The sequence below is a fragment of the Dyadobacter sp. HNCC25DJ185 genome (assembly GCF_056895195.1).
The window spans coordinates 98,464-119,441 of record NZ_JBXHAR010000004.1; the positions used below are offsets into that span (position 1 = coordinate 98,464).

At 45.2% G+C, this 20,978-nt stretch carries 18 protein-coding genes; 13 read left to right on the top strand and 5 right to left on the bottom strand.

Annotated elements, in window-relative coordinates; all coding sequences use genetic code 11:
- Positions 1-23 precede the first annotated feature (23 nt).
- Together AC1XUF_RS12320 and AC1XUF_RS12325 are read left to right on the top strand one after the other, a co-directional pair.
- Positions 24-1,418, top strand: a complete 1,395-nt coding sequence (locus AC1XUF_RS12320; RefSeq protein WP_483342102.1) for an HmuY family protein — start codon at positions 24-26, stop codon at positions 1,416-1,418.
- Positions 1,419-1,480: 62 nt separating this feature from the next.
- The gene (locus AC1XUF_RS12325) at positions 1,481-2,071 is read left to right on the top strand and encodes an HmuY family protein (protein WP_483342103.1); all 591 of its coding nucleotides are present in this window, start codon (positions 1,481-1,483) and stop codon (positions 2,069-2,071) included.
- 47 nt (positions 2,072-2,118) lie between these two features.
- Here the strand turns inward: AC1XUF_RS12325 and AC1XUF_RS12330 are convergent, their stop codons facing one another.
- Together AC1XUF_RS12330 and AC1XUF_RS12335 are read right to left on the bottom strand one after the other, a co-directional pair.
- Complete coding sequence (locus AC1XUF_RS12330) at positions 2,119-2,739, bottom strand: YdeI/OmpD-associated family protein (protein ID WP_483342104.1); 621 nt, start codon at positions 2,737-2,739, stop codon at positions 2,119-2,121.
- Positions 2,740-3,780, bottom strand: coding sequence for a GNAT family N-acetyltransferase (locus AC1XUF_RS12335; protein ID WP_483342105.1), 1,041 nt, complete (start codon positions 3,778-3,780; stop codon positions 2,740-2,742).
- Positions 3,781-4,038: 258 nt separating this feature from the next.
- On the opposite strand from AC1XUF_RS12335, the gene AC1XUF_RS12340 reads away from it, so the two are divergent.
- From AC1XUF_RS12340 to AC1XUF_RS12355, 4 genes are all read left to right on the top strand, one after another.
- On the top strand, positions 4,039-4,458 hold the full coding sequence (locus tag AC1XUF_RS12340; protein ID WP_483342106.1) for a hypothetical protein: 420 nt from the start codon (positions 4,039-4,041) through the stop codon (positions 4,456-4,458).
- 160 nt (positions 4,459-4,618) lie between these two features.
- Entirely contained in the window at positions 4,619-5,770 is a 1,152-nt protein-coding gene (locus AC1XUF_RS12345) for an efflux RND transporter periplasmic adaptor subunit (RefSeq protein WP_483342107.1), read from the top strand.
- Between the two features lie 30 nt (positions 5,771-5,800).
- Positions 5,801-8,956, top strand: coding sequence for an efflux RND transporter permease subunit (locus tag AC1XUF_RS12350; RefSeq protein WP_483342108.1), 3,156 nt, complete (start codon positions 5,801-5,803; stop codon positions 8,954-8,956).
- A 31-nt stretch (positions 8,957-8,987) separates the two neighbouring features.
- On the top strand, positions 8,988-10,430 hold the full coding sequence (locus tag AC1XUF_RS12355) for an efflux transporter outer membrane subunit (protein ID WP_483342109.1): 1,443 nt from the start codon (positions 8,988-8,990) through the stop codon (positions 10,428-10,430).
- Between the two features lie 67 nt (positions 10,431-10,497).
- Here AC1XUF_RS12355 and AC1XUF_RS12360 read toward each other — a convergent pair whose 3' ends face one another.
- Together AC1XUF_RS12360 and bamJ are read right to left on the bottom strand one after the other, a co-directional pair.
- Positions 10,498-12,621 carry a carboxy terminal-processing peptidase gene (locus tag AC1XUF_RS12360; RefSeq protein WP_483342110.1) on the bottom strand — a complete coding sequence of 708 codons (2,124 nt, stop codon included), beginning with the start codon at positions 12,619-12,621 and terminating at the stop codon, positions 10,498-10,500.
- 12 nt (positions 12,622-12,633) lie between these two features.
- Positions 12,634-13,392, bottom strand: coding sequence for a BamJ family beta-barrel-assembly machinery protein (gene bamJ / locus AC1XUF_RS12365; protein ID WP_483342111.1), 759 nt, complete (start codon positions 13,390-13,392; stop codon positions 12,634-12,636).
- Positions 13,393-13,681: 289 nt separating this feature from the next.
- Here bamJ and atpA point away from each other — a divergent pair, with 289 nt between their 5' ends.
- From atpA to AC1XUF_RS12400, 7 genes are all read left to right on the top strand, one after another.
- The gene (atpA, locus tag AC1XUF_RS12370) at positions 13,682-15,259 is read left to right on the top strand and encodes a F0F1 ATP synthase subunit alpha (RefSeq protein WP_483342112.1); all 1,578 of its coding nucleotides are present in this window, start codon (positions 13,682-13,684) and stop codon (positions 15,257-15,259) included.
- A gap of 52 nt (positions 15,260-15,311) precedes the next feature.
- Positions 15,312-16,196, top strand: coding sequence for an ATP synthase F1 subunit gamma (atpG, locus tag AC1XUF_RS12375; protein WP_483342113.1), 885 nt, complete (start codon positions 15,312-15,314; stop codon positions 16,194-16,196).
- Between the two features lie 132 nt (positions 16,197-16,328).
- Positions 16,329-17,063, top strand: a complete 735-nt coding sequence (locus AC1XUF_RS12380) for an outer membrane lipoprotein-sorting protein (RefSeq protein ID WP_483342114.1) — start codon at positions 16,329-16,331, stop codon at positions 17,061-17,063.
- A 122-nt stretch (positions 17,064-17,185) separates the two neighbouring features.
- Positions 17,186-17,713 carry a YceI family protein gene (locus AC1XUF_RS12385; protein ID WP_483342115.1) on the top strand — a complete coding sequence of 176 codons (528 nt, stop codon included), beginning with the start codon at positions 17,186-17,188 and terminating at the stop codon, positions 17,711-17,713.
- 185 nt (positions 17,714-17,898) lie between these two features.
- Positions 17,899-18,894, top strand: a complete 996-nt coding sequence (locus tag AC1XUF_RS12390; protein ID WP_483342116.1) for a mevalonate kinase family protein — start codon at positions 17,899-17,901, stop codon at positions 18,892-18,894.
- 110 nt (positions 18,895-19,004) lie between these two features.
- Entirely contained in the window at positions 19,005-19,868 is an 864-nt protein-coding gene (galU, locus tag AC1XUF_RS12395) for a UTP--glucose-1-phosphate uridylyltransferase GalU (protein WP_483342117.1), read from the top strand.
- Positions 19,869-20,558 (top strand): SDR family NAD(P)-dependent oxidoreductase, encoded by a 690-nt coding sequence (locus AC1XUF_RS12400; RefSeq protein ID WP_483342118.1) that lies wholly within the window; start codon positions 19,869-19,871, stop codon positions 20,556-20,558.
- Here the strand turns inward: AC1XUF_RS12400 and AC1XUF_RS12405 are convergent, their stop codons facing one another.
- Positions 20,559-20,954 carry a hypothetical protein gene (locus tag AC1XUF_RS12405; protein WP_483342119.1) on the bottom strand — a complete coding sequence of 132 codons (396 nt, stop codon included), beginning with the start codon at positions 20,952-20,954 and terminating at the stop codon, positions 20,559-20,561.
- Positions 20,955-20,978 lie beyond the last annotated feature (24 nt).

A 20,978-nucleotide genomic window follows, 5' to 3' on the forward strand; every position in this document is an offset into this window, starting at 1 on the left:
CCTTTCAATAAATCAAAACAAACATGAAGAAAATAGTTAAGTCGCTCCTGCTGATTACGTTCCTGGGAAGCTTCAATGCCTGTAACGACGATGAACCACCATTGCCCGACAATCTCGCAGGATTTGAAAGTTCCGCAAAAGGCTTCGAAGGTGACGAAACCGAAATTAAAATTGTGCTTACCCGTGCCGTCGATACTGCGACGCCCATCAGCATATCGCTGACACCCACCCAGCTTACCTACAATACAGAGTTCACTACAACACCTGCCGCCACAAACGATGCCATCGCATTGTCGGTACCTGCCGGTCAATCATCCGTTTCTTTCAAAGTGACAAAAAAAGCGGGAATTTTTCTGGATGGGGATGAAAGCATTGCTTTTAAGATCACTTCCGTAGGAACGCCTGCGCTGATCGGGACCGTTGCGGATTTGAAATTAAGCTTCAAGGCGATCATTTCCGAAGGTACCAGCATCCAATTAAATGGTATAGCCGGTTCGGAATTAGGCAGCAGCGCCGCCAACTCTGTTTTCCTTGATCTGAGCAGCAACACGCAAACTCCTGTTTTGCGCGACAGCTGGGACCTCGGATTCTACGGGGCCACTGATTTCCGCGTCATTATCAATGGGACAAATGGTGCCTCTGCGCTGATGGTCGACAAATCGGACATCACCACGGTAACCGATAAAGACCTCGTTGCAGATTCGCTGGCTGTCGGGCAGGGAGTAGGCAAGCTGAGCCTTGTAGATGACGCTACTGGCGACCTTACCAAAACAGTGATTAAAGAAATATCCGCAACCGATACCGACAACAAAGTATATGTTTTGAACCGCAAAGGAGGATCAGGAACGGTCCTGCCAGCTGCTGACTTATACAAAATCAGAATTCTGCGCAAAGGGACCGGTTATACGCTTCAATACGCCAAATTGAATGATACCACATTCAAAACATTGGACATCACCAAAGACGCAGCCTATAATTTCGAATACGTTTCACTTGAAAAAGGGGCAACCTTGGACGTTGAGCCAGCAAAAGATCGCTGGGATATCGAATGGGGATATCGTATGTACTACACCAATTTCGGTACCGGCCTGATCCCTTATGGATTCTCCGACCTTGTATTTATCAATAAGTTTGCCGGTGTGCAGGCGGCTGAAGTTCTTACTACCACTGCCACCTATGATGCGTTCGCAGAGGCAAGCCTGACCGGAATTACTTTCTCATCGGCGGCAGACGCCATAGGTTCCAAGTGGCGCGTGACTTCGGGCGGTACTGTCGGGGTAAAAACAGACCGTTTTTATCTGATTAAAGATCCGGCCGGTAATATCTACAAGCTTCGGTTTGTAAGCTTCCATCCAAACGACGGCGGTGAGCGCGGCAAGCCGAAACTGGAATACAAACTGGTTAAAAAGGGAGCTTAGTCCTTCACACGCTCCCAGAGGCTTGCATCATGTAACTCTCTGGGGGCATAACACTTAAAGGTATGTTACTGAAGACAATTATTTTTCCCGTTTCATTATTACTGGTTTCCGGAAATGAAATAATCTCCCCCATTGCAAAGAACGATGGCATGACAATCGCTCCTGCTAAATCAGAAGTTGTCGTCATCAAAGACCTCGACGCCAATACAAAACCTTACATCTATTTCAGCCTGGTAACCGGCAAAGCGGTTCCCGCGACTGACGCCAAGAGTAAAAACTGGGACATTGCGTTCAGCAAAACAACGATCGCAGTCAATGGTGGTACCAGCGGTCCGGGGGAAGGTGGAGCGATCGTCCTGGAAAAACCTTTTGATCTGATTGCGGAGGCTGTAAAAGAAGGCTATAAATCCGACGGTGACGCGGGTTTTGCAATTCCCGGCGGCAGCGGCAATTCCTGGTATAAATACGATATGGGCGTACATGCGATTTTACCAATTATTGGTCGCACAATTCTGGTTAAAACCGCAGAAGGCAAATACGCCAAAATAGAAATCATCAGCTATTACAAAGGTGCGCCGGAAGACGTGCCTACCGAAGAATCAAGCTACTACACTTTTAGATATGCGCTGGCTGATACCAGCGGGAAGTTTTAAAAAGGACAATACTTGCCAGGTTTTCAAAAACCTGGCAAGCCTCCTGATTACTTCCTTTCATACTTCCAATTACGCGACTTTCCTTCTTCCATCCATTCGAGTGCCGTTTCAATGCGTTTATTACGCGTTGCTTCAGTTTTGGCTTCCTCGAACCATTCTATGTATTCCTTTTTATTGGAGTAACTGAACGCATCAAAAGCCTTCTGAGCTTTTGGATTTTTTCCTAATGCCTCGGGTAAGTAGTCCGGAATAACCAGTTCTTTTGGCTCAGTAGGCTTCTCTGGTCTTTTTTGTTTTACACCGCTGTCAATCAATTCCATAGCCTCCTTAATGAAGCCGACCAAATATTCCTCTGCCGGAAGATCTTCCAGGCTTTTGATCTTCCCCAGTTGGCCCATAGAAATTTTTCCATCGCCGGTAGCTAACAGGTTATGCGGGTCGGTCATCCTGGATGCAAGCCAGAATCCAAAAGAACAGTGCTGCTTGAACGACGCCATACTGCACATAATGCTGCCATGATAGTCGAAATTAGGAAAACTCCATTTAATGGTTTCCCTGACATCCGGACAGGTGGCATGTACCAACGCCCGGAGATATTCTAAAATGGGTATTGCAAAATCCGCCGATTTGACAATGTAGGCATCGACACGAGGATCTGTATGGCTCATTTATTTTTCCAAAATTCCCTTTAAGTGGTTCAACCCATCCTGAAAATCCTTGCCAACCGACTCTTCCATACCTATAAATGGCAGCATGACGTTCATGGGTATAGGCATAACGCCGGTAAAGCCCCATTTTACTTTTGTCGAGCTTGAATCGACGGGCTCGGTAATCATAAAAGCATCGTTGGTACTTTCAAATGGTTCCAAAAATCTCAGTTCCGTATCGATACGCTTTCCCTCTTCAATTTTTGTAATTTCCTGTTCGCCTTTACCGACGTCCTTATTTCCTTCCCACCTTGAAGTGAAGCCGACCGTACCGTCTGTACCCGAATAATTTTTCTTAATGTTAGGGTCCTTGCTATACCAAACACTCCACTTATCCTGATTTTTGAGGGATTTCAGGTAGGCAAACACCTCCGCATTGGGCTTGTTAATAACAACTTCTTTTTCCACCGCATAATCTTTTGGCATGATGAACGCGGCAATCAGGACAACAGCGATCAGTCCTAGGATAATGTAGAGCGCTTTTTTCATTGATAGATTTTTTTGAGGTAAACAACTAAACTTATACTTGATTTCGTCAATATCTTCTACAGTCTGTACATTGATCATTCCGGACTTTTCAAGTACCCGGATAGAGGCCGCATTGTTTACGTTCACATAAGCAATCACGTCCTTCGCTTTCAGTTTTTCCTTTGCAAATTTGATTAACCCCGAAGCTATTTCGGTGGCTACCCCCCTACCCCAGTGCTCTTCCAGAACGCGGTAGCCAATTTCAATTTCAGAACCCACTTTATCCAGTTTGGCCGCCCCAATCAGGTCTCCTGTTAAAATCTCCTCGATCAGGTACCGGCCCAGGTACGTATTGTGACCGTATTCCTCTAAAAATGCTTTCAGCATTTCATCGGACTCCTGACGGGATAACGGATATCCCGTGACGTACTTCATCACTCGCTCATTATTGCTCAGCCGGAAGTACTTGTCGCCGTCGGCCGAAGTCATTTTAGTAAGAATAAACCGCTCGGTCCGGATCGTTTTAATGTCCATGGAACAAATTTTTCGATGCATGGATCAACCATGAAAAGTTGATGATTTTTTTGGAGAAAATCAGTATTAGCTTATTTTTTCTTTTGTAAAACCCAATGTTAACACACATTAACGATTGTTTAAATTTGGATTATACATTCGAATCGTTACATTTGAAACTTGTGTTGATTGTATTAACATTCCGTTATAAAAATTCCAACCAATCTTGAATTCATTATAAAAGTATAAATTTTTAATGAACTGACTTCAATCAGCCTCATGACAAAAAGAACTTTTGTATTGTTTTTCAGCCTGATACAAATCATGGCTCTCGGGCTGCTTCCACAGCAGTCGGCAGCCTTATGCAAATTACAATCCAGCTTAGGTAGGTTTGCTCCGTACACCACTCAACCGTCCGAAGGCCTAGAAGATTTCGTCTTAGCCGACGACGCCGTTTGCAAAAATGAGACGATTGTCAGGGCCGACGAGTTTGAATGGAAAGAAAACCTGTCAAGCCTTTTGCGGCATAGGCATTCAACCTACCGGTTTCTATCAACCGTCACACCAGCCGTTCCGGATTACAACACTGCGCAGTTTCCTAAAATTGTCCGGGAATCCGTAGCATTGCCCGCCATGAGCAAGGGCGCAATAGCTCTGCCCGGTTACTACGGTTTTCTTCATCGACTTTGCCCTTTTTGAACTCGCCGCAAGCGTTCTCTCACATTCCGTTTATTAAAATAGACATATGCACGCCCTGAAAAGGCTGTAAATGTCCTCTTGCATACATTTCTGTCACGCGCTCTCAGCCCAAGGCAGACATATGCTGTAACACTACTCTTTAAACTCAATTCAACTCAACATGAAAAATTTCCAATTGCTATTATTGCTGGTATTGAGCGTATTATTTTACAGCTGCAGCTCGAAAAGCGAAACCGCCGACAATGCCAATGATAGCATTCTGACCATTCCGGTAACTGAACTCAGACCGCAAAAAACCGACTTGCACCGGGAATATGTGGGGGATATACACGCCATCAGAAATGTCGAAATCTATGCCCGTGTAAAAGGCTATCTGGAGGAAGTATATGTCGACGAAGGCAAGGAAGTGAAGAAAGGACAGATTCTCTTTAGGATTAACAATGAAGAGTACGAGGCCCAGCTTGCCAAAGCCAAGGCCAATCTGCAAAGTGCAATCGCCGAAGCCAAAGGTGCCGAGCTGGAACTGAAACGGGTAAAGCTCCTGGTGGATAAAAATGTGATCACCAAAACAGAAGTGGAAGTGGCAGAAGCCAAACTCGCTGCCGCCAACGCCAAAATCGAGGAATCGCGGTCCGAGAAGTCAAATGCTGCAATCCATCTTGCGCGTACCGAAATCAAAGCACCATTTGACGGGGTAATCGACAGGATTCCGCAGAAAATGGGGAGCCTGATCGATGACGGCACACTGCTTACCACATTATCGGACACCAAATCTGTTTTTGCTTATTTCAATGTTTCCGAAAACGAGTACCTCGAATATGTGAAAGCCCGGGGCAAAAGCGACAATAAAGAAGCGATCGTCGAGCTTGAACTTGCGGACGGCTCTTTTTTTAAACACAAGGGCTCCATTGAAACCATGGAAGGCGCTTTCGACGAAGGAACCGGCTCCATTGCATTTCGGGCAAGATTTTCGAATCCTGAAAAATTGCTGAAACACGGTTCAACAGGAACCATACGCCTCACCAACACCGTGGAAAATGCGATCCTGATACCCCAGAAAGCTGCATTTGAAATCCAGGATAAAAACTTCGTATATGTTCTGGGTAAGGATAATAGGATCAAGACCCGCAGTTTTGTGCCAAAATCAAGATTATCAGGATACTATGTGGTAAAATCAGGATTGGAGCCAGGAGAAACGATTGTTTGCGAAGGGCTGCAAGGGCTTAGGGACGGTGCTACTATCAGGCCCAAAAACATTTCCCCTGACAGCCTGCGCGTTCCCGCCAGCAAAATACAGCTCACGGCACGCTAGGATCTTTTTGTCTCACCTGAATTTTCAATCATGTTCCAAAAATTTATTGAGCGACCGGTCTTATCGCTGGTGATCTCCATTTTCATAACCCTGCTTGGGCTTTTTGCCTTTCTGGAACTCCCTGTTTCCCAGTTTCCCGACATTGTGCCGCCCTCCGTTGTGGTTACAGCAACCTATACCGGCGCCAATTCCGAGGTTTGCGTCGATGCGGTAGCCGTACCATTGGAAAAAGCAATCAATGGAGTGCCCGGCATGACCTATATGACCTCTGTTTCAGGAAATGACGGAGTAACCACCATTACGATCTCATTTAACGTCGGTGTTGACCCTGACCTGGCAGCCGTAAATGTTCAAAACCGCGTCCAGACGGTTATCGACGAACTTCCCGAAGAAGTAATTAAAGCTGGCGTTACGACTGAAAAGGAAGTGAACAGTATGCTGATGTATCTGGATATTATGAGTTCGGATACATCGGTAGCAGAGGACTTTGTGTACAATTTCGCCGATATTAATATTCTTAAGGAACTGAAAAGGATCGATGGTGTCGGCAGGGCGCAAATCATGGGAAGCCGGGATTATTCCATGCGCGTATGGCTCAAGCCCGACCGGATGAACAGTTACAGCGTCTCGGCTGACGAAGTCGTAAAGGCAATCCGCGATCAGAACGTGGTAGCCGCACCCGGGAAAACCGGTGTGAGTTCCGGCCGGGAAACGCAGGTTTTACAATATGTCCTGAAATATACCGGCAAGCTCTCCGAGCCCGCCCAGTACGAGAATATAGTACTGAGATCCAATCCCGATGGTTCTATGTTGAAACTGAAAGATGTGGCAGACATTGAATTCGGCACATTGGAATATGATATGGCTTCCAAATCAAATGGAAAACCGTCAGCTTCCATTATGATCAAGCAACGCCCTGGTTCCAATGCGCAAGAGGTGATTGCAAATATCAAAAGCAAAGTAGCTGAGTTAAAAAAAACCTCATTCCCTCCCGGAATGGATTACTTTGTCTCCTATGATGTTTCCCGGTTTCTGGACGCTTCCATACACGAAGTCGTGCGGACGCTGATCGAGGCTTTTATTCTCGTTATCATCATCGTATATCTTTTTCTGCAGGACTTCCGGTCGACACTTATCCCGGCGCTGGCTGTACCGGTTGCCCTGATCGGCACATTCGCGTTCATGCAATTGTTCGGATTTTCGATCAATCTTTTGACACTCTTTGCGCTGGTCTTGGCAATCGGTATTGTGGTCGACAATGCGATTGTCGTGGTGGAAGCAGTGCATGCAAAAATGGCTGAAAAGCACTTGGGTCCGAAAGAAGCAACCATTGAATCGATGAAAGAAATGAGCGGGGCAATCATCGCAATCACCCTGGTAATGTCGGCGGTGTTTGTTCCGGTAGCATTTATGTCGGGGCCGGTCGGCATTTTTTACCGGCAGTTTTCCATAACCCTTGCCATTTCCATTGTCATATCGGGTATTAATGCATTAACGTTAACCCCGGCCCTTTGTGCCCTAATGTTAAAAAATTCCCATGCTCAGCCTTCCAAAAACACATTGCTTGACCGCTTCTTCGAAGGTTTCAATCGAGGCTATGACAGTGTATCAAACAAATACCGTCGGCTGCTTTCCCTTATTGTCGGCAGGAGAATAATCACTGTAGGGCTCCTGCTCGCATTTTGCGTGGGTACTTATGGCATCAACACCATTCTGCCTACCGGCTTTATACCAACGGAAGATCAGGGGGTAATTAACGTCAATGTAACTACGCCGGTAGCCGCCACAGTAGAAAGGACGGAGGCTGTTCTGGACGAAATCCAGAAGGTAGCTAAATCGCTGGAACCTGTCGAATCCGTATCATCACTTTCGGGATACAGCCTCATCACCGAATCCGCTGGTTCTTCTTATGGAATGGCAATGATCAATTTGAAACCATGGGACCAGCGAAAAGCCTCGGTTCAGGATGTCATTGCAGAAATGGAGCAAAAAACGAAACACATTACGGATGCCGATATCCAGTTTTTCCCGCCGCCAACGGTTCCCGGATTCGGTAATTCGAGTGGTTTTGAGTTAAGGGTTCAGGACAGAACCGGGAGCGAAGATTTGCAAAAAACGGCTGAAGTAACCAATCAGTTCGTCAAAGATCTGATAAGTTCGCCCGAGATTGCAACCGCATTCAGCAGTTTCGACGCAAGTTTTCCGCAATATATGATCCACGTAGATGCGGATATTGCGGCAAAAAAAGGGGTATCCGTGGATGTAGCCATGGGTACGCTCCAAACTTTGATTGGCAGCTTGTACGCCTCCAACTTTATCAGGTTTGGACAGATGTACAAAGTAATGGTTCAGGCCGACCCAAGCTTTCGGAAGACACCCGAAGATATCCTTAAACTATATGTAAAAAACAATCGCGGTGAAATGGTGCCGTTCTCCACTTTCATCAAATTGGAGCGGGTTTATGGGCCAGAGCTTCTCACCCGCTACAATATGTATACCTCCGCAATGATCAATGGGGATGCCGCCCCCGGATACAGCAGCGGCGACGCCATCAAAGCCGTTGAACGCATTGCAGCTACGAGCCTGCCAAAGGGTTTTACCTATGACTGGTCGGGAATGACGCGGGAAGAAATCCTGTCCGGAAACCAGGCAGTTTATATCTTCGGAATATGTCTGATTTTCGTTTATCTCTTGCTCGCCGCACAGTATGAAAGTTTCTTACTCCCTCTGCCAGTTATTCTCTCCCTGCCAACCGGTGTTTTCGGGGCGTTTTTAGCCCTTAAGTTAATGGGCCTGGAAAATAACATTTATGCACAAGTCTCACTGGTAATGCTAATCGGGTTATTGGGGAAAAATGCCATACTGATTGTTGAGTATGCCATCATCAGACAAAAGGAAGGGCGATCGGTTATTGATGCGGTCCTCGAGGGAGCCACAGAAAGGCTCCGGCCAATTCTGATGACTTCACTTGCATTCGTCGCCGGACTTGTTCCGCTCGTGATGGCTTCCGGCGCGGGGGCTATCGGGAATCGTTCCATTGGAACTGCGGCAGCAGGCGGTATGCTCGTCGGAACGTTGTTTGGCGTAATCGTCATTCCAGGACTCTATGTGCTTTTTGCAGGAATCTCCAGCCGAAAGAAATCACAGAAAATAGCAGCTCAAAAAGAAGAGGCTGTACTCGGCTAAAACGCGTGCGTTCCATCAAGACTATCCATTCATGAAAACATATAAAAAACTAGTATACCTCCTCTTCTTAGCTGCTATGGCTACGCTCTCAGGCTGTAAACTAACGCAGCCCGTTGAGCAAGCGAAAAGAACCGAGCCTCCCAAAACCTTTCAGGGCCAAACGGACACAGCGGGCATTGGGAATGTACAGTGGAGATCATTTTTCAAAGACCCTTATTTGGTCGCGCTGATCGATACTGCGCTGCAAAACAATCCGGACTTGAAAATGGCGGCACAGCGCATTGAAATGATCCGGTCCAATATCCTGATTGCCCAAGGTGCATTGCTACCATCTGTTTCAGCCGATGTGTCTGCCGGGGGCAGAAAATTTGGTGATTATACCATGGATGGCGTTGGAAATTATGATACCAACTTTTCCGAAAACCTGGACAACGATAGAAAACTGCCTGCGCCTTTTATGCCGGATTATTTTGTAGGGTTGCGAAGTAGCTGGGAGGTTGATATCTGGGGGAAACTTAAAACAAAGAGAAAGGCCGCTTACCATCATTTTCTGGCGTCGGAGAAGGCTCGACAAGCAATCATAACAGGTTTAATTGCACAGGTAGCGGGTTCGTACTACCAGTTATTAGCGCTGGACAATGAGCTTGACATCATACAAAGAAATATTGCGCTTCAGCAATCCGCTGTCGAAACAATAAAAATTCAAAAAGAAGGCGGACGTGCCAATGAACTGGGCGTGCAACAACTAACCGCACAGCTGCTCAATACACAAGGACTGGAATATGAGGTACGGCAAAAAATAGTAGATTCAGAGAATTTTCTAAATGTACTGCTAGGCCGTTTTCCTCAACAAATTGTACGGGATAGTACATTCGGGCAACTTCTCCCGGAAGTGATCGGGGCCGGTATTCCTGCCAACATGTTAAAAAGACGGCCGGATATACAACAGGCTCAACTGAATCTGCTGGCATACTATTCGGAACAGCAGGCTGCTCAGATGGCTTTTCTCCCGTCCCTAAACATTACCGCATTCCTTGGATTTAATGCTTTCAAAAGTGACCTGCTTTTTTCCCCAGGCTCCGTTGCATACAGCGCGCTGGGCGGTTTAACAGCCCCTCTTGTGAATCGAAAGGCTCTGAAAGCTGGTCAAAAAAGTGCAGAAGCTGCAAGTAGGGAAGCTTATTACGCATATAATAAGTCCGTTTTGATCGCCTTTCAAGAAGTAAGCACCAGTTTAAAAAAATTGGAAAACACCAGGAAGATAAACGATTATAAGCAGCGGGAATTCGTGACATTGCAACAGGCCGTTGCCACTTCCAAAGATTTATTCTTAACAGGATATGCCTCTTACCTGGAAGTTATCACGGCACAGCGAAGCGTTCTTGAAGCTGAATTGAACCTTACCAATTTGCGCAAGGAGCAATTTTTAGCGCTGATCGAGCTTTACCGATCACTAGGTGGAGGCTGGGAGTAAGTTTCGTTTGAGGAAATAAAAAAAGCACGGATCGGCGATCCGTGCTTACCTATTCTATTACCCGGTTTTATTTTTTCTTGGTCCCGGCAAGGCTTGGCTCCTTAGAAATAACAATCAAATCTGCCAGCATCCTTCCTGTTTCGGTCAGATAGATGTCTTTTTTCTTTTTAACATCTTTGGGGGCCTCGGCAACTTTCGTATCCACTTCTTCCTCATCGTCATCGACGTTGTCGTCCCCGAGTTGTTTCATGGCAGCTCTTTTCTTCTCAGCCACATCCCGCTCCACTTTGCGTTTTGACTCCTGAAGAGATACGATTTTATTCTCACGAGCTTCTTTGAACTCGTCCAGTGTCTTAACCAATGTTTTCAATTCTTCATCGGATTTCAGACGTTGGTTGTGTTTTTCCCTCAACTGGTCAACAATCTTAGGGCTGATATTATTGGCCAATTCATATTTCGACGAAGGTATCTGATCCCACGGAAGCGCACTTGGCTGAGAACCTTCGCCATATTCATTTACCTTGAAAGCTGTAGGCAATTCCAGGTCCGGCATAACTCCCTTTAACTGGGTGCTACTTCCATTGATACGGTAGAATTTCGCGACGGTCAGTTTTACCTGGCCCAGCTGATCCGTTTCCTTAGGCACCCACTGGTTCAAATCGATCAGGGTTTGCACGGTGCCTTTGCCGTAAGTTTGCTCTCCAACAATGATACCACGCTTATAATCCTGGATAGCCGCAGCAAAAATTTCAGAAGCCGATGCACTGAACCTGTTGACCATAACCGCCATCGGTCCATCGTATGCAATGCTTGGATCGTTGTCAGATTGTACCTCAATTTCGCCTTGCCCTTCTTTCACCTGAACGACCGGGCCTCGGTTAATAAAAAGACCGGTTAATGAAACAGCCTCCGTCAAAGACCCACCGCCATTGTTTCTTAAATCAATTACAATACCATCGACGTTAGCTGCCTGCAGATCTGTGACTAATTTTTGAACATCGCGCGTCGTACTCGAAAATTCCTTTTCCTTGTGTTGAGCGCCTTCAAAGTCCCTGTAAAAAAGAGGGATATCAATCACACCGATCTTAAAATCCTTGTTACCTGAATTGATAGAAACGATTTCACTTTTTGCGCGTTGCTCTTCGAGCTTGATCTTCTCACGAACCAGACGATATTCTTTGGGAGGAGTACCCGGCAACGCATCGGCAGAAATAACCTGTAATCTTACCACGGTTGATTTAGGTCCTTTGATCAGTTTCACCGCGTCGTCAACAAACCAGCCAATGATGTCGACCATCTTGCCCTCATCACCCTGCGCTACAGCTATGATTTTATCCTCTTTTTTGAGCTGTTTGCCTTTGAAAGCAGGACCGCCCGGAATGACGTCTTTAATTTTGATGTAATTATCTTCCTCTCCCAACAATGCCCCTATTCCTTCCAGCGACTGGCTCATTTCCTGCTTGAAACGGTCGGCAGAAGTCGGCGCCATGTAGCTTGTGTGAGGATCCATGGATTCCGCATAAGCGTTCATAAACATCTGAAAAACCTGCTCTGTGCGGATACGCCCTAAGGCGCGGTCGCGGTTTTTGTAACGGTCTCGCAGCATGGTTACGACCGCAGTGTCTGCTTTACCAGAAAGTTTCAGATCTAATGCTTCACTTTTAAGATATTTTCTCCAAGTGTCGTTCAGTTCATCTGTGTTCTTGGCCCAGGCCGCCTTTTCACGGTCTGTATTCATCGATTCGTCCACAGAAAAGTCAAAGGGCTTGGCTTCTTTCAGAAGTGTCTGGATATAGTCACTCCTTTCTTTGTAGCGCTTTCTGAAAACGTTATACATTTCAAAAGGCACGTCCAATTCCCGTTTTTGAAGATAATCGTCAAAAGAATCTTTGTATTTATCAAAATCGGCGATGTCCGTAGCCAGGTAATAAAGCTTGCTATGGTCAATCGCATCAATGTATTTGTCGAACATCGCCTCGGAAAGCGAATCGTTCAGTTTTGTTTTCCGATAGTGATAACTGGATAAAATACGAGTGGTCAGCTCCTCCGCTTTATATTGAGCAGGAACGGGCTTAATATCTTCCTCCATGGAAGTTTCAACACCAGGCGTAAAAGCCACTTGTTGTTGATCAGGGCCGCGCTGCCATCCAAGCAATACAACCGGAATAAGAGTGATCAAGTACTTTTTCATTTCGAACTTTTGCTATTTAACAATTTCCAATAATTCAACCTCAAAAACCAGTGCGGAATATGCTGGGATCTGAGGGCCTGCTGCGCGCTCTCCGTAAGCAAGTTGATATGGAATAAACAGTTTCCATTTTGAACCCACAGGCATGAGCTGAAGCGCTTCTGTCCATCCCTTGATAACACCATTCACCGGAAACTCAACCGGCTCACCCCTATCCACCGAACTGTCAAAAACCGTTCCATTAATCAATGTACCATGATAGTGGGTCTTCACTTTATCGGTGGCGGTCGGTTTGGGACCGTCGCCGGTTTTGATGACCTGGTACTGTAGTCCGCTTTCAGTTGTTGTAACTCCCGGTTTCTTCTTATTTTCTTCTAAAAATTTCTCACCTTCCACACGTACCACTGCGCCCTTCTCTTCCATCATTTTTTGGAAATAATCTCCTATAAATTTATTCGCTTCTTCGGGAGTGAATGTCGCTTTTTCTCCCTTTAAAGTTGCATTAATGGTTTTTGTAAGTACTTCGGTATTAATATTCTCTATTCCCTGTGAAGATAATGAATTCGAAAAACTGACTCCAATAGCTGCGGACAAAGAATCCATCTGATTTTTGAGTACAGTTGCCGATGAAACTGCTTTTATCGGAGCGGGGGGTGTCTTTTTTACAGTTGTCGCTGGTTTTGTTGGCTTCTTGATAGTCTGTGCGTTGCCTTCCGATGTTACTAAAACTCCTAATACTAAGGCTGCTAAAACGGTTTTTTCTAATTTGTACATTATACTGAAGGATGGTAGATAAGAATGGTTTTAAATGTGTAAGTGATATTAACGAATTCAATTACAACAAAAACACAATTAACACCTAAAAAAGTTTTAAAAATGTTCTTTATCGAGGATAGACGGCTATCAGATGTAAGCGCTTGGGGATATATGACATACCTTGGAAAAATCTAATTTTTATCTCTCAGGTTTTAATCAAAAAATACTGTTTTTACCAAAATAAACTTCTACCTTTGCGGCAGTTTTCAAAAACTTACTACTATACTCTAAATAAGTTAATTATACTATGGTATCTGTTAGACCGGATGAAGTTTCGGCCATCCTGCGCGAACAACTTGCAGGCGCTCGATCAGAAGCAGAACTCGAAGAAGTAGGGACAGTTCTTCAAATTGGCGACGGTGTTGCCCGTATTTATGGTCTTTCCCAGGTGCAGGCAGGTGAGCTGCTTGTTTTCGAGACTGGCCTTAAGGCCCTCGCTCTTAACCTTGAAGAGGATAATGTAGGAGCTGTTTTGCTGGGAGATTTCAGCGATATTAAAGAAGGAGCTACAGTAAAACGTACAAAAGAGATTGCTTCTGTAAAAGTAGGCGACGGAATTATCGGACGCGTCGTCAATACACTGGCAGAACCTATTGACGGGAACGGACCTATTTCAGGAACACTTTATGAGATGCCGATCGAGCGCAAAGCCCCCGGTGTTATCTATCGTCAGCCTGTAACAGAGCCTCTTCAAACTGGTATTAAAGCGATCGATGCCATGATCCCCATCGGACGTGGCCAGCGTGAATTGATCATTGGTGACCGCCAGACCGGTAAGACGGCGGTGGCGATTGACACCATTATCAACCAAAGGGAATATTTCGAAAAAGGTGAGCCTGTATTTTGTATCTACGTAGCTTGCGGACAGAAAGCTTCCACCATTAAGTCGATAGAAGCGACACTTCGCAAATATGGTGCGATGGATTACACCGTAATCGTTGCTGCCGGCGCTTCGGATCCTTCGCCTATGCAATTTTATGCCCCATTTACTGGCGCAGCGATTGGTGAATACTTCCGTGATACTGGTCGGCCTGCCCTGGTTATTTATGATGACCTTTCAAAACAAGCGGTTTCTTACCGCGAAGTATCCCTTCTTCTTCGCCGCCCGCCAGGACGTGAAGCGTATCCCGGGGACGTTTTTTATCTGCACAGCCGCCTTTTGGAACGTGCCGCAAAAATCATTTCAGATGATTCCATTGCAAGAAACATGAACGACCTTCCACCGTCTCTTCAGGGAATTGTAAAAGGTGGTGGTTCATTAACTGCACTTCCAATTATTGAAACACAGGCTGGTGACGTTTCGGCTTATATCCCAACCAATGTAATATCTATTACAGACGGTCAGATTTTCCTCGAATCCAATCTTTTCAACTCAGGTATCCGTCCTGCGATTAACGTAGGTATTTCGGTATCCCGCGTGGGTGGTAATGCGCAGATCAAATCGATGAAAAAGGTTTCAGGAACCCTGAAACTTGATCAGGCGCAATTCCGTGAATTGGAAGCCTTTGCGAAATTCGGTTCGGATCTTGATGCAGCTACAAAACTGGCTATTGACCGCGGACGTCGTAACCAGGAAGTGCTGAAACAACCTCAATACGCACCGGTACCGGTTGAACTTCAGGTTGCCACTGTTTATGCTTCTACAAAGGGTTTGTTGGATAAGGTGGACGTTAATCGTGTAAAAGAGTTTGAAAAAGACTTTCTGACAGTGCTCAGCGGCCAGCATAAAGAGACATTAGCTGCTCTCCGCGCCGGTAAACTGGACAACAGCGTGACCGATGTAATCGAAAAGGTTGCAAAAGAAGTTGCTGTAAAATATCACTAAGACTCTGACATATTCCATTAATTAGCGTCGGATCGCTTTAAACTTCCAAATAATGGCAAGCTTAAAAGAAGTACGTAGCCGGATTATTTCGGTCAACAGCACCCAGCAAATCACCAAAGCCATGAAAATGGTGGCCGCCGCGAAGTTGCGCAGAGCGCAGGATGGTATTCTGCAAATGCGCCCCTACGCTCAGAAGCTGGGCGAAATGCTTTCAACGGTTTCCGCGGGTGCTGAAAGTGCCGTGGATAGTCCTTTGAAAACAGTCCGCGTAGTAAATAAGGTTTTAATTATTGTTGTTACCTCGGATCGCGGACTTTGTGGTGCCTTTAATACAAACATTATTAAAGCCGCCCTGCAGCTGATCGAAGAGAAATATGCTTTTCAGGCACGCAATGGTAATGTTGAAATCTTTGCAATAGGAAAGAAGGGAGCCGAAGCTTTCGCCCGTCGCGGCTTTGCCGTCAACATCGGTTACACCGACACCTTTACCCGACTAAGCTTCGTGACCGTCAAGCAGGCGGCAGAAGAAATTATGAAGGATTTTTCTGAAGGACGATACGATGCTGTGGACTTGGTTTATAACGAATTTAAAAACGTTGCTACCCAGATTATTCATGCTGACCCGTATCTTCCGATACCCAGCGACGATAAATCATCCAAAGCAAAAAAGACTGAGGTCAACTATATTTTCGAACCCAACGAAGAAGAAATTCTTGCTGAATTGATTCCAAAATCTTTGAAAATAAAGTTGTACCGGTCTGTTCTCGAGTCGAATGCTTCGGAACAAGGTGCGCGTATGACCGCAATGGATAAGGCAACTGAAAATGCCCAGGAACTTTTGAAAGAGCTTCGCCTGGTTTATAACCGCACACGTCAGGCGGCTATTACCAAAGAAATTCTTGAAATTGTTGGTGGCGCGGAAGCATTGAAGAACTAGGTCCTGGTTTATTATATCATACTTGAACGAGCGGTTTTCATAATCCGCTCGTTTTTTTGTTGTTATATTTAGTGCACCGAACTACAATATAGATCTTTCAAAAGAGTTCAAAAATAAACAACCTCATAGCTGATGTTTAAATTCGCCCTAGCCAAAACACTTGCTCTGCTCGTCATAGCAGGAATTTTCAACTCGCTTTCAGCCCAGAACCTGGATGAAATCATTGCAAAACATATCCAGGCAATGGGAGGCGCTGAAAAGCTTTCCAGACTGAAAAGCATGAAGATCACCGCCGAAATGGATGTTATGAATATGAAAGTCCCCATTACGACAACCATCATTCAAAACCAGGGTTTCAGAAGTGAAACTACCGTGCAGGGAATGACGGTCGTACAGGCGATCAACGGCAATACCGGCTGGGCGATCAACCCCATGACAGGGCAGACTAAAGCGACAGCACTGCCAGAGGAAGCAATTAAGTCGATGGCCGCAGAAACGGACCTTACCGGATTGTACGATTATAAGGCAAAGGGTTATATATTAACCCTCGACGGAGAAGAAGATCTCTCCGGAGCCAAAGTCTATAAAGTTTCTATGACATTGAAAAATGGCATAAAACGTATCAACTATATTTCCAAAGACACATTCTATATCCTTAAAATCGTTGTTCACGCCAACATGAATGGCCAGGATATCATGTCGGAAAATACCCAATCCAATTTTAAACAGGTCGACGGGATTTTTTATCCGTTTACCTCCGAAGTAACCACATCAGCCATGCCAGGAACAGCGATGAAACTGGGAATCACAACCCTGGAAGTTAATCCAAAAATAGATCCTGCTATTTTCACCATGCCGGTCAATTAGTTTCGAGGCGGCATCAAACATCCGGATAAATATTATCGCGTATTTTTCTATGTGATGAAACTAATTTATAATATTACATGTATATACATTAAATGTTAATACATATATAAAATAAAAGGGATATGGCAACTACAACATGGGTTATTGACCCAACACATTCAGAAATTCAGTTTAAAGTAAAACACCTTGTAATCTCTACGGTAACTGGTGCGTTCAAAAAATTTGAAGGAGCAGTTGAAACTGAAACAGAAGATTTCGACGGGGCTACTGTACATTTTTCTGCCGATGTCGATAGCATAGATACCAATCAGTCACAACGCGACGAGCATTTGAAATCCGCAGATTTTTTTGATGCTGCAAACCACCCTAAACTTTCCTACAAAGGTAAACTGGAAAAAAAAGGGGACGAAAGCTATACGCTGAAAGGTGATCTGACAGTGAAAGATGTGACTAAACCTTTTGAATTCGCAGTTGAGTACGGAGGAAACATGACCGATTTTTATGGCAACAACAAATCAGGCTTTGAAATCTCCGGGAAACTAAACCGCAAGGAATTTGGTCTCGAATGGAGCGCAGTAACTGAAGCTGGCGGGGTAGTAGTGGGCGACGAGGTGAAACTGATCGCCAATGTCCAGATTGTGAAGCAATAAACAGTACATAATTAAAACCTAAAAAAGCGCGGACCTTCGTCACGCGCTTTTTTGGTTTTAGGCATCATGTATTTTGTGAGTAAAAGCATGTTTTTGCATGTCGATCATTTATTTTTGGGATATCAGGGCAAAGCACTTTTGTTTCGTCATTTAGTTATTACTTTCGGCCTAAAAAGACTTTCACATTGATCATTGAAACACGTGCTTATGCCCGGGCGGGTCTGTTAGGCAATCCTTCCGACGGTTTTTATGGCAAAACAATATCCATTTCTGTAAGAAATTTTGGTGCCTCCATATCCCTTTACGAATCTCCAGAATTACATATTGAGGCGCAGCCGCAGGATTTAAGCACATTCAGAAGTATCTTCCATTTGCGTGACACCGTGAGCATGCTCGGCTACAATGGCGGGATTCCGCTCATCAAAGCCGGCATAAAAAAATTCGGGGATTATTGCGAAGAGCAGGGGATACGTTTGCCGAACCGCAATTTCACGGTCAGGTACCGCTCTTCGATTCCGCGACAAGTCGGCATGTCGGGGTCCAGTGCCATAGTAGTGGCTTTATTCCGTGCGCTGATTCAATTCTACAAAGTCGATATTCCAATTGAAATCCTTCCACAGCTTGTGATGGTGACTGAAACCGAAGAGCTGGGTATTACGGCTGGCCTGCAGGATCGTGTGATCCAATGCTATGAGGGCTGTGTCTATATGGATTTTGATAAAGAAATGATTCTGCAGAAAGGTCATGGCAAGTACGAACGTCTCAATCCTGAGCTGCTGCCAAAACTGTATGTTGCCTACAATACCAATCTGAGCAAGGTCTCCGGCAAAGTGCACAGCGACGTGCGGACAAGGTACGACCGGGGCGAAAGCATGGTGATTGACGTGCTTAATCAAATCGCACAAAAAGCTGAAGATGGTAAAAAAGCATTGCTGGAAGGCCGAGCTGATGATCTGCACCAGCTGATGAACGAAAATTTCGATCTGCGCTGCAAAATATACAATGTGCCAGAATCCAATAAAAAACTAATCAATGCTGCGAGAGCATGCGGAGCCTCTGCTAAATTTGCAGGTTCCGGGGGCACCATTATAGGCATTTATCGCGACGATGACATGCTGAACCAGCTATTTGTAGAATTGAAAAAACATAATGCAAGGGTGATCAAGCCTTTTGTGGTCTGAGCGCTGTTGGTTATTTGCGTTCGGCTATTAGCCTATTTTTGATAAATTAAATTTCAGTCAACCTGTAAATAAAAGGCCAATAGCCAACCGCTAAAAGCCAAAAGCCAGTTATGATTCGTAAAGCCGTTATTCCTGCCGCCGGACTTGGTACCCGTTTTTTGCCCGCTACCAAATCGATGCCGAAAGAGATGTTGCCAATTATTGATATCCCTACAATTCAATATGTCGTTCAGGAAGCCGTAGACTCTGGCATTGAGGATATTTTAATTATATCAGGCAAAGGCAAACGCGCCATTGAGGACCACTTCGACCGCAATGTGGAGCTGGAAAGTCGCCTGGAAGAAAAGGAAGATCTCCTTTGGTTCAATGAAATGCGGCGCCTGGCGGATATGGCCAATGTTCATTTTGTCAGACAAAAAGAAGCGAACGGACTGGGAGACGCGATTTACTACGCGCGGCATCATGTTGGTAATGAGCCGTTTGCTGTTCTTTTGGGTGATACCATTATGGATTCCGTGATCCCCGTAACGCAACAGTTGATGGATACCTACGAACAGTACGGCGGATCGGTTATCGCTGTGGAAGAAGTACCTGCCAATAAGGTAAATCGCTATGGGATTGTGGGAGGAAAAGCCCTGAGCGATTCGATCCTCGAATTAAGTACGTTAATCGAGAAGCCGGCGATAGACCTTGCCCCGTCCAATCTCGCAATTGCTGGAAGATATGTGCTTACACCCGAGATATTCAACACCATCGAGCAAACCCCAAAGGGTAAGAACAACGAGATCCAGCTTACAGACTCGCTTTTGCTTCTTCTAAAGCGCGAAAATATCTACGCCCACCATATCGAAGGAAAACGTCATGATATTGGGGACAAGCTGGATTACCTAAAAACCACAGTCGAATTTGCCCTGAAAAGAAAGGAATTTGCAGAGCCTTTCCGGAAGTTTCTCATCGATATTCTGAATAAATAAATGGAAAATCAGGTATTAATCAGCGGAGCGACGGGAAATCTGGGCCACGATGTCGTCAGGAAACTTACCGATCTTGGCTTTGGGTTACACGTCAATGTAAGGGAATATCAGAGCGCATTGTACTCCAATCTTGGGAATGTGACGAGTTACCTTGCAGATTTGTCGGATGAGGTCCAATCCGGGGATTTTGTACAAAAGGCCATTTCCAATGCTGGTTTTTTGCGTGCAGGTATCTTTTTAGCCGGCGGTTTCGCTCCGGGAAAAATCGCCGAAACCAAGGCTTCCGATATTGAAAAAATGATCACCATGAATTTTTTCACCGCATTTAATCTGGTAAAACCGCTGAAAGCACATTTTGAAGCAAATGGTGGCGGGCAATTCATTTTTATCGGGGCTAGGCCTGCATTGATCGCTGAACAGGGGGCTGGGAGTTTTGCATATGCGCTTTCCAAATCCCTCATATTTCAAATGGCTGAGCTGATCAATTCCGAAGGTAAATCCAAAAATATCACAGCCTCAGTCATTGTTCCCAGCATTATCGACACACCCGACAACCGTGCAGCAATGCCCGATGCCGATTTCAGCAAATGGATTCCCGGTACGGACATGGCCGAAGCAATTGCTTTTATTTTAGGAGATACCGGAAAAAAAATGAAGGAAACAGTACTCAAACTTTACAATAACGCCTGATTATTGTTCTTTGAAAGGCTCAAAATCAACTTCAATAATCCGTTTTCCGTCCCTTCCGACCTCTCCAATTGAAATTCTTTCAACGCGGATATCCTTGCTGTTCACTTCATATTCGGCCCTTTTCTTGCTCTTCGCCTTCTTTCCATTCAGCATGTAGATTGCGCTATCATCGTCATAATCGAAGGCACCAAGGTTTGCTTTGATGGAAGTTTCCCTCTGCACTTTCACCCATCCTTGCCCACCTGGAGACACATAATCGACCGTTTCTTCCTTATTACCCCTGATTTGTTCATAAGTAGGAAAAGTATCGCCCTTCTTTTTACTTTGGGCAAAAGCTTCCCGATATTGTAAGATGGCAAAAACGCTGATGCAGGTAAGCTTTAAAACAGTCTTCATAGCTTTTCATTTTACTGAGTTCAA

Bases quoted from the DNA above. Each gene is read 5' to 3' on its own strand.
- AC1XUF_RS12400 (WP_483342118.1), top strand. From the start codon at position 19,869: ATGGAAAATCAGGTATTAATCAGCGGAGCGACGGGAAATCTGGGCCAC.
- bamJ (WP_483342111.1), bottom strand. From the start codon at position 13,392: ATGTACAAATTAGAAAAAACCGTTTTAGCAGCCTTAGTATTAGGAGTT.
- atpA (WP_483342112.1), top strand. From the start codon at position 13,682: ATGGTATCTGTTAGACCGGATGAAGTTTCGGCCATCCTGCGCGAACAA.
- galU (WP_483342117.1), top strand. From the start codon at position 19,005: ATGATTCGTAAAGCCGTTATTCCTGCCGCCGGACTTGGTACCCGTTTT.
- AC1XUF_RS12380 (WP_483342114.1), top strand. From the start codon at position 16,329: ATGTTTAAATTCGCCCTAGCCAAAACACTTGCTCTGCTCGTCATAGCA.
- AC1XUF_RS12355 (WP_483342109.1), top strand. From the start codon at position 8,988: ATGAAAACATATAAAAAACTAGTATACCTCCTCTTCTTAGCTGCTATG.
- AC1XUF_RS12345 (WP_483342107.1), top strand. From the start codon at position 4,619: ATGAAAAATTTCCAATTGCTATTATTGCTGGTATTGAGCGTATTATTT.
- AC1XUF_RS12405 (WP_483342119.1), bottom strand. From the start codon at position 20,954: ATGAAGACTGTTTTAAAGCTTACCTGCATCAGCGTTTTTGCCATCTTA.
- AC1XUF_RS12325 (WP_483342103.1), top strand. From the start codon at position 1,481: ATGTTACTGAAGACAATTATTTTTCCCGTTTCATTATTACTGGTTTCC.
- AC1XUF_RS12335 (WP_483342105.1), bottom strand. From the start codon at position 3,780: ATGGACATTAAAACGATCCGGACCGAGCGGTTTATTCTTACTAAAATG.
- AC1XUF_RS12385 (WP_483342115.1), top strand. From the start codon at position 17,186: ATGGCAACTACAACATGGGTTATTGACCCAACACATTCAGAAATTCAG.
- AC1XUF_RS12360 (WP_483342110.1), bottom strand. From the start codon at position 12,621: ATGAAAAAGTACTTGATCACTCTTATTCCGGTTGTATTGCTTGGATGG.
- AC1XUF_RS12350 (WP_483342108.1), top strand. From the start codon at position 5,801: ATGTTCCAAAAATTTATTGAGCGACCGGTCTTATCGCTGGTGATCTCC.
- AC1XUF_RS12330 (WP_483342104.1), bottom strand. From the start codon at position 2,739: ATGAGCCATACAGATCCTCGTGTCGATGCCTACATTGTCAAATCGGCG.
- AC1XUF_RS12340 (WP_483342106.1), top strand. From the start codon at position 4,039: ATGACAAAAAGAACTTTTGTATTGTTTTTCAGCCTGATACAAATCATG.
- AC1XUF_RS12320 (WP_483342102.1), top strand. From the start codon at position 24: ATGAAGAAAATAGTTAAGTCGCTCCTGCTGATTACGTTCCTGGGAAGC.
- atpG (WP_483342113.1), top strand. From the start codon at position 15,312: ATGGCAAGCTTAAAAGAAGTACGTAGCCGGATTATTTCGGTCAACAGC.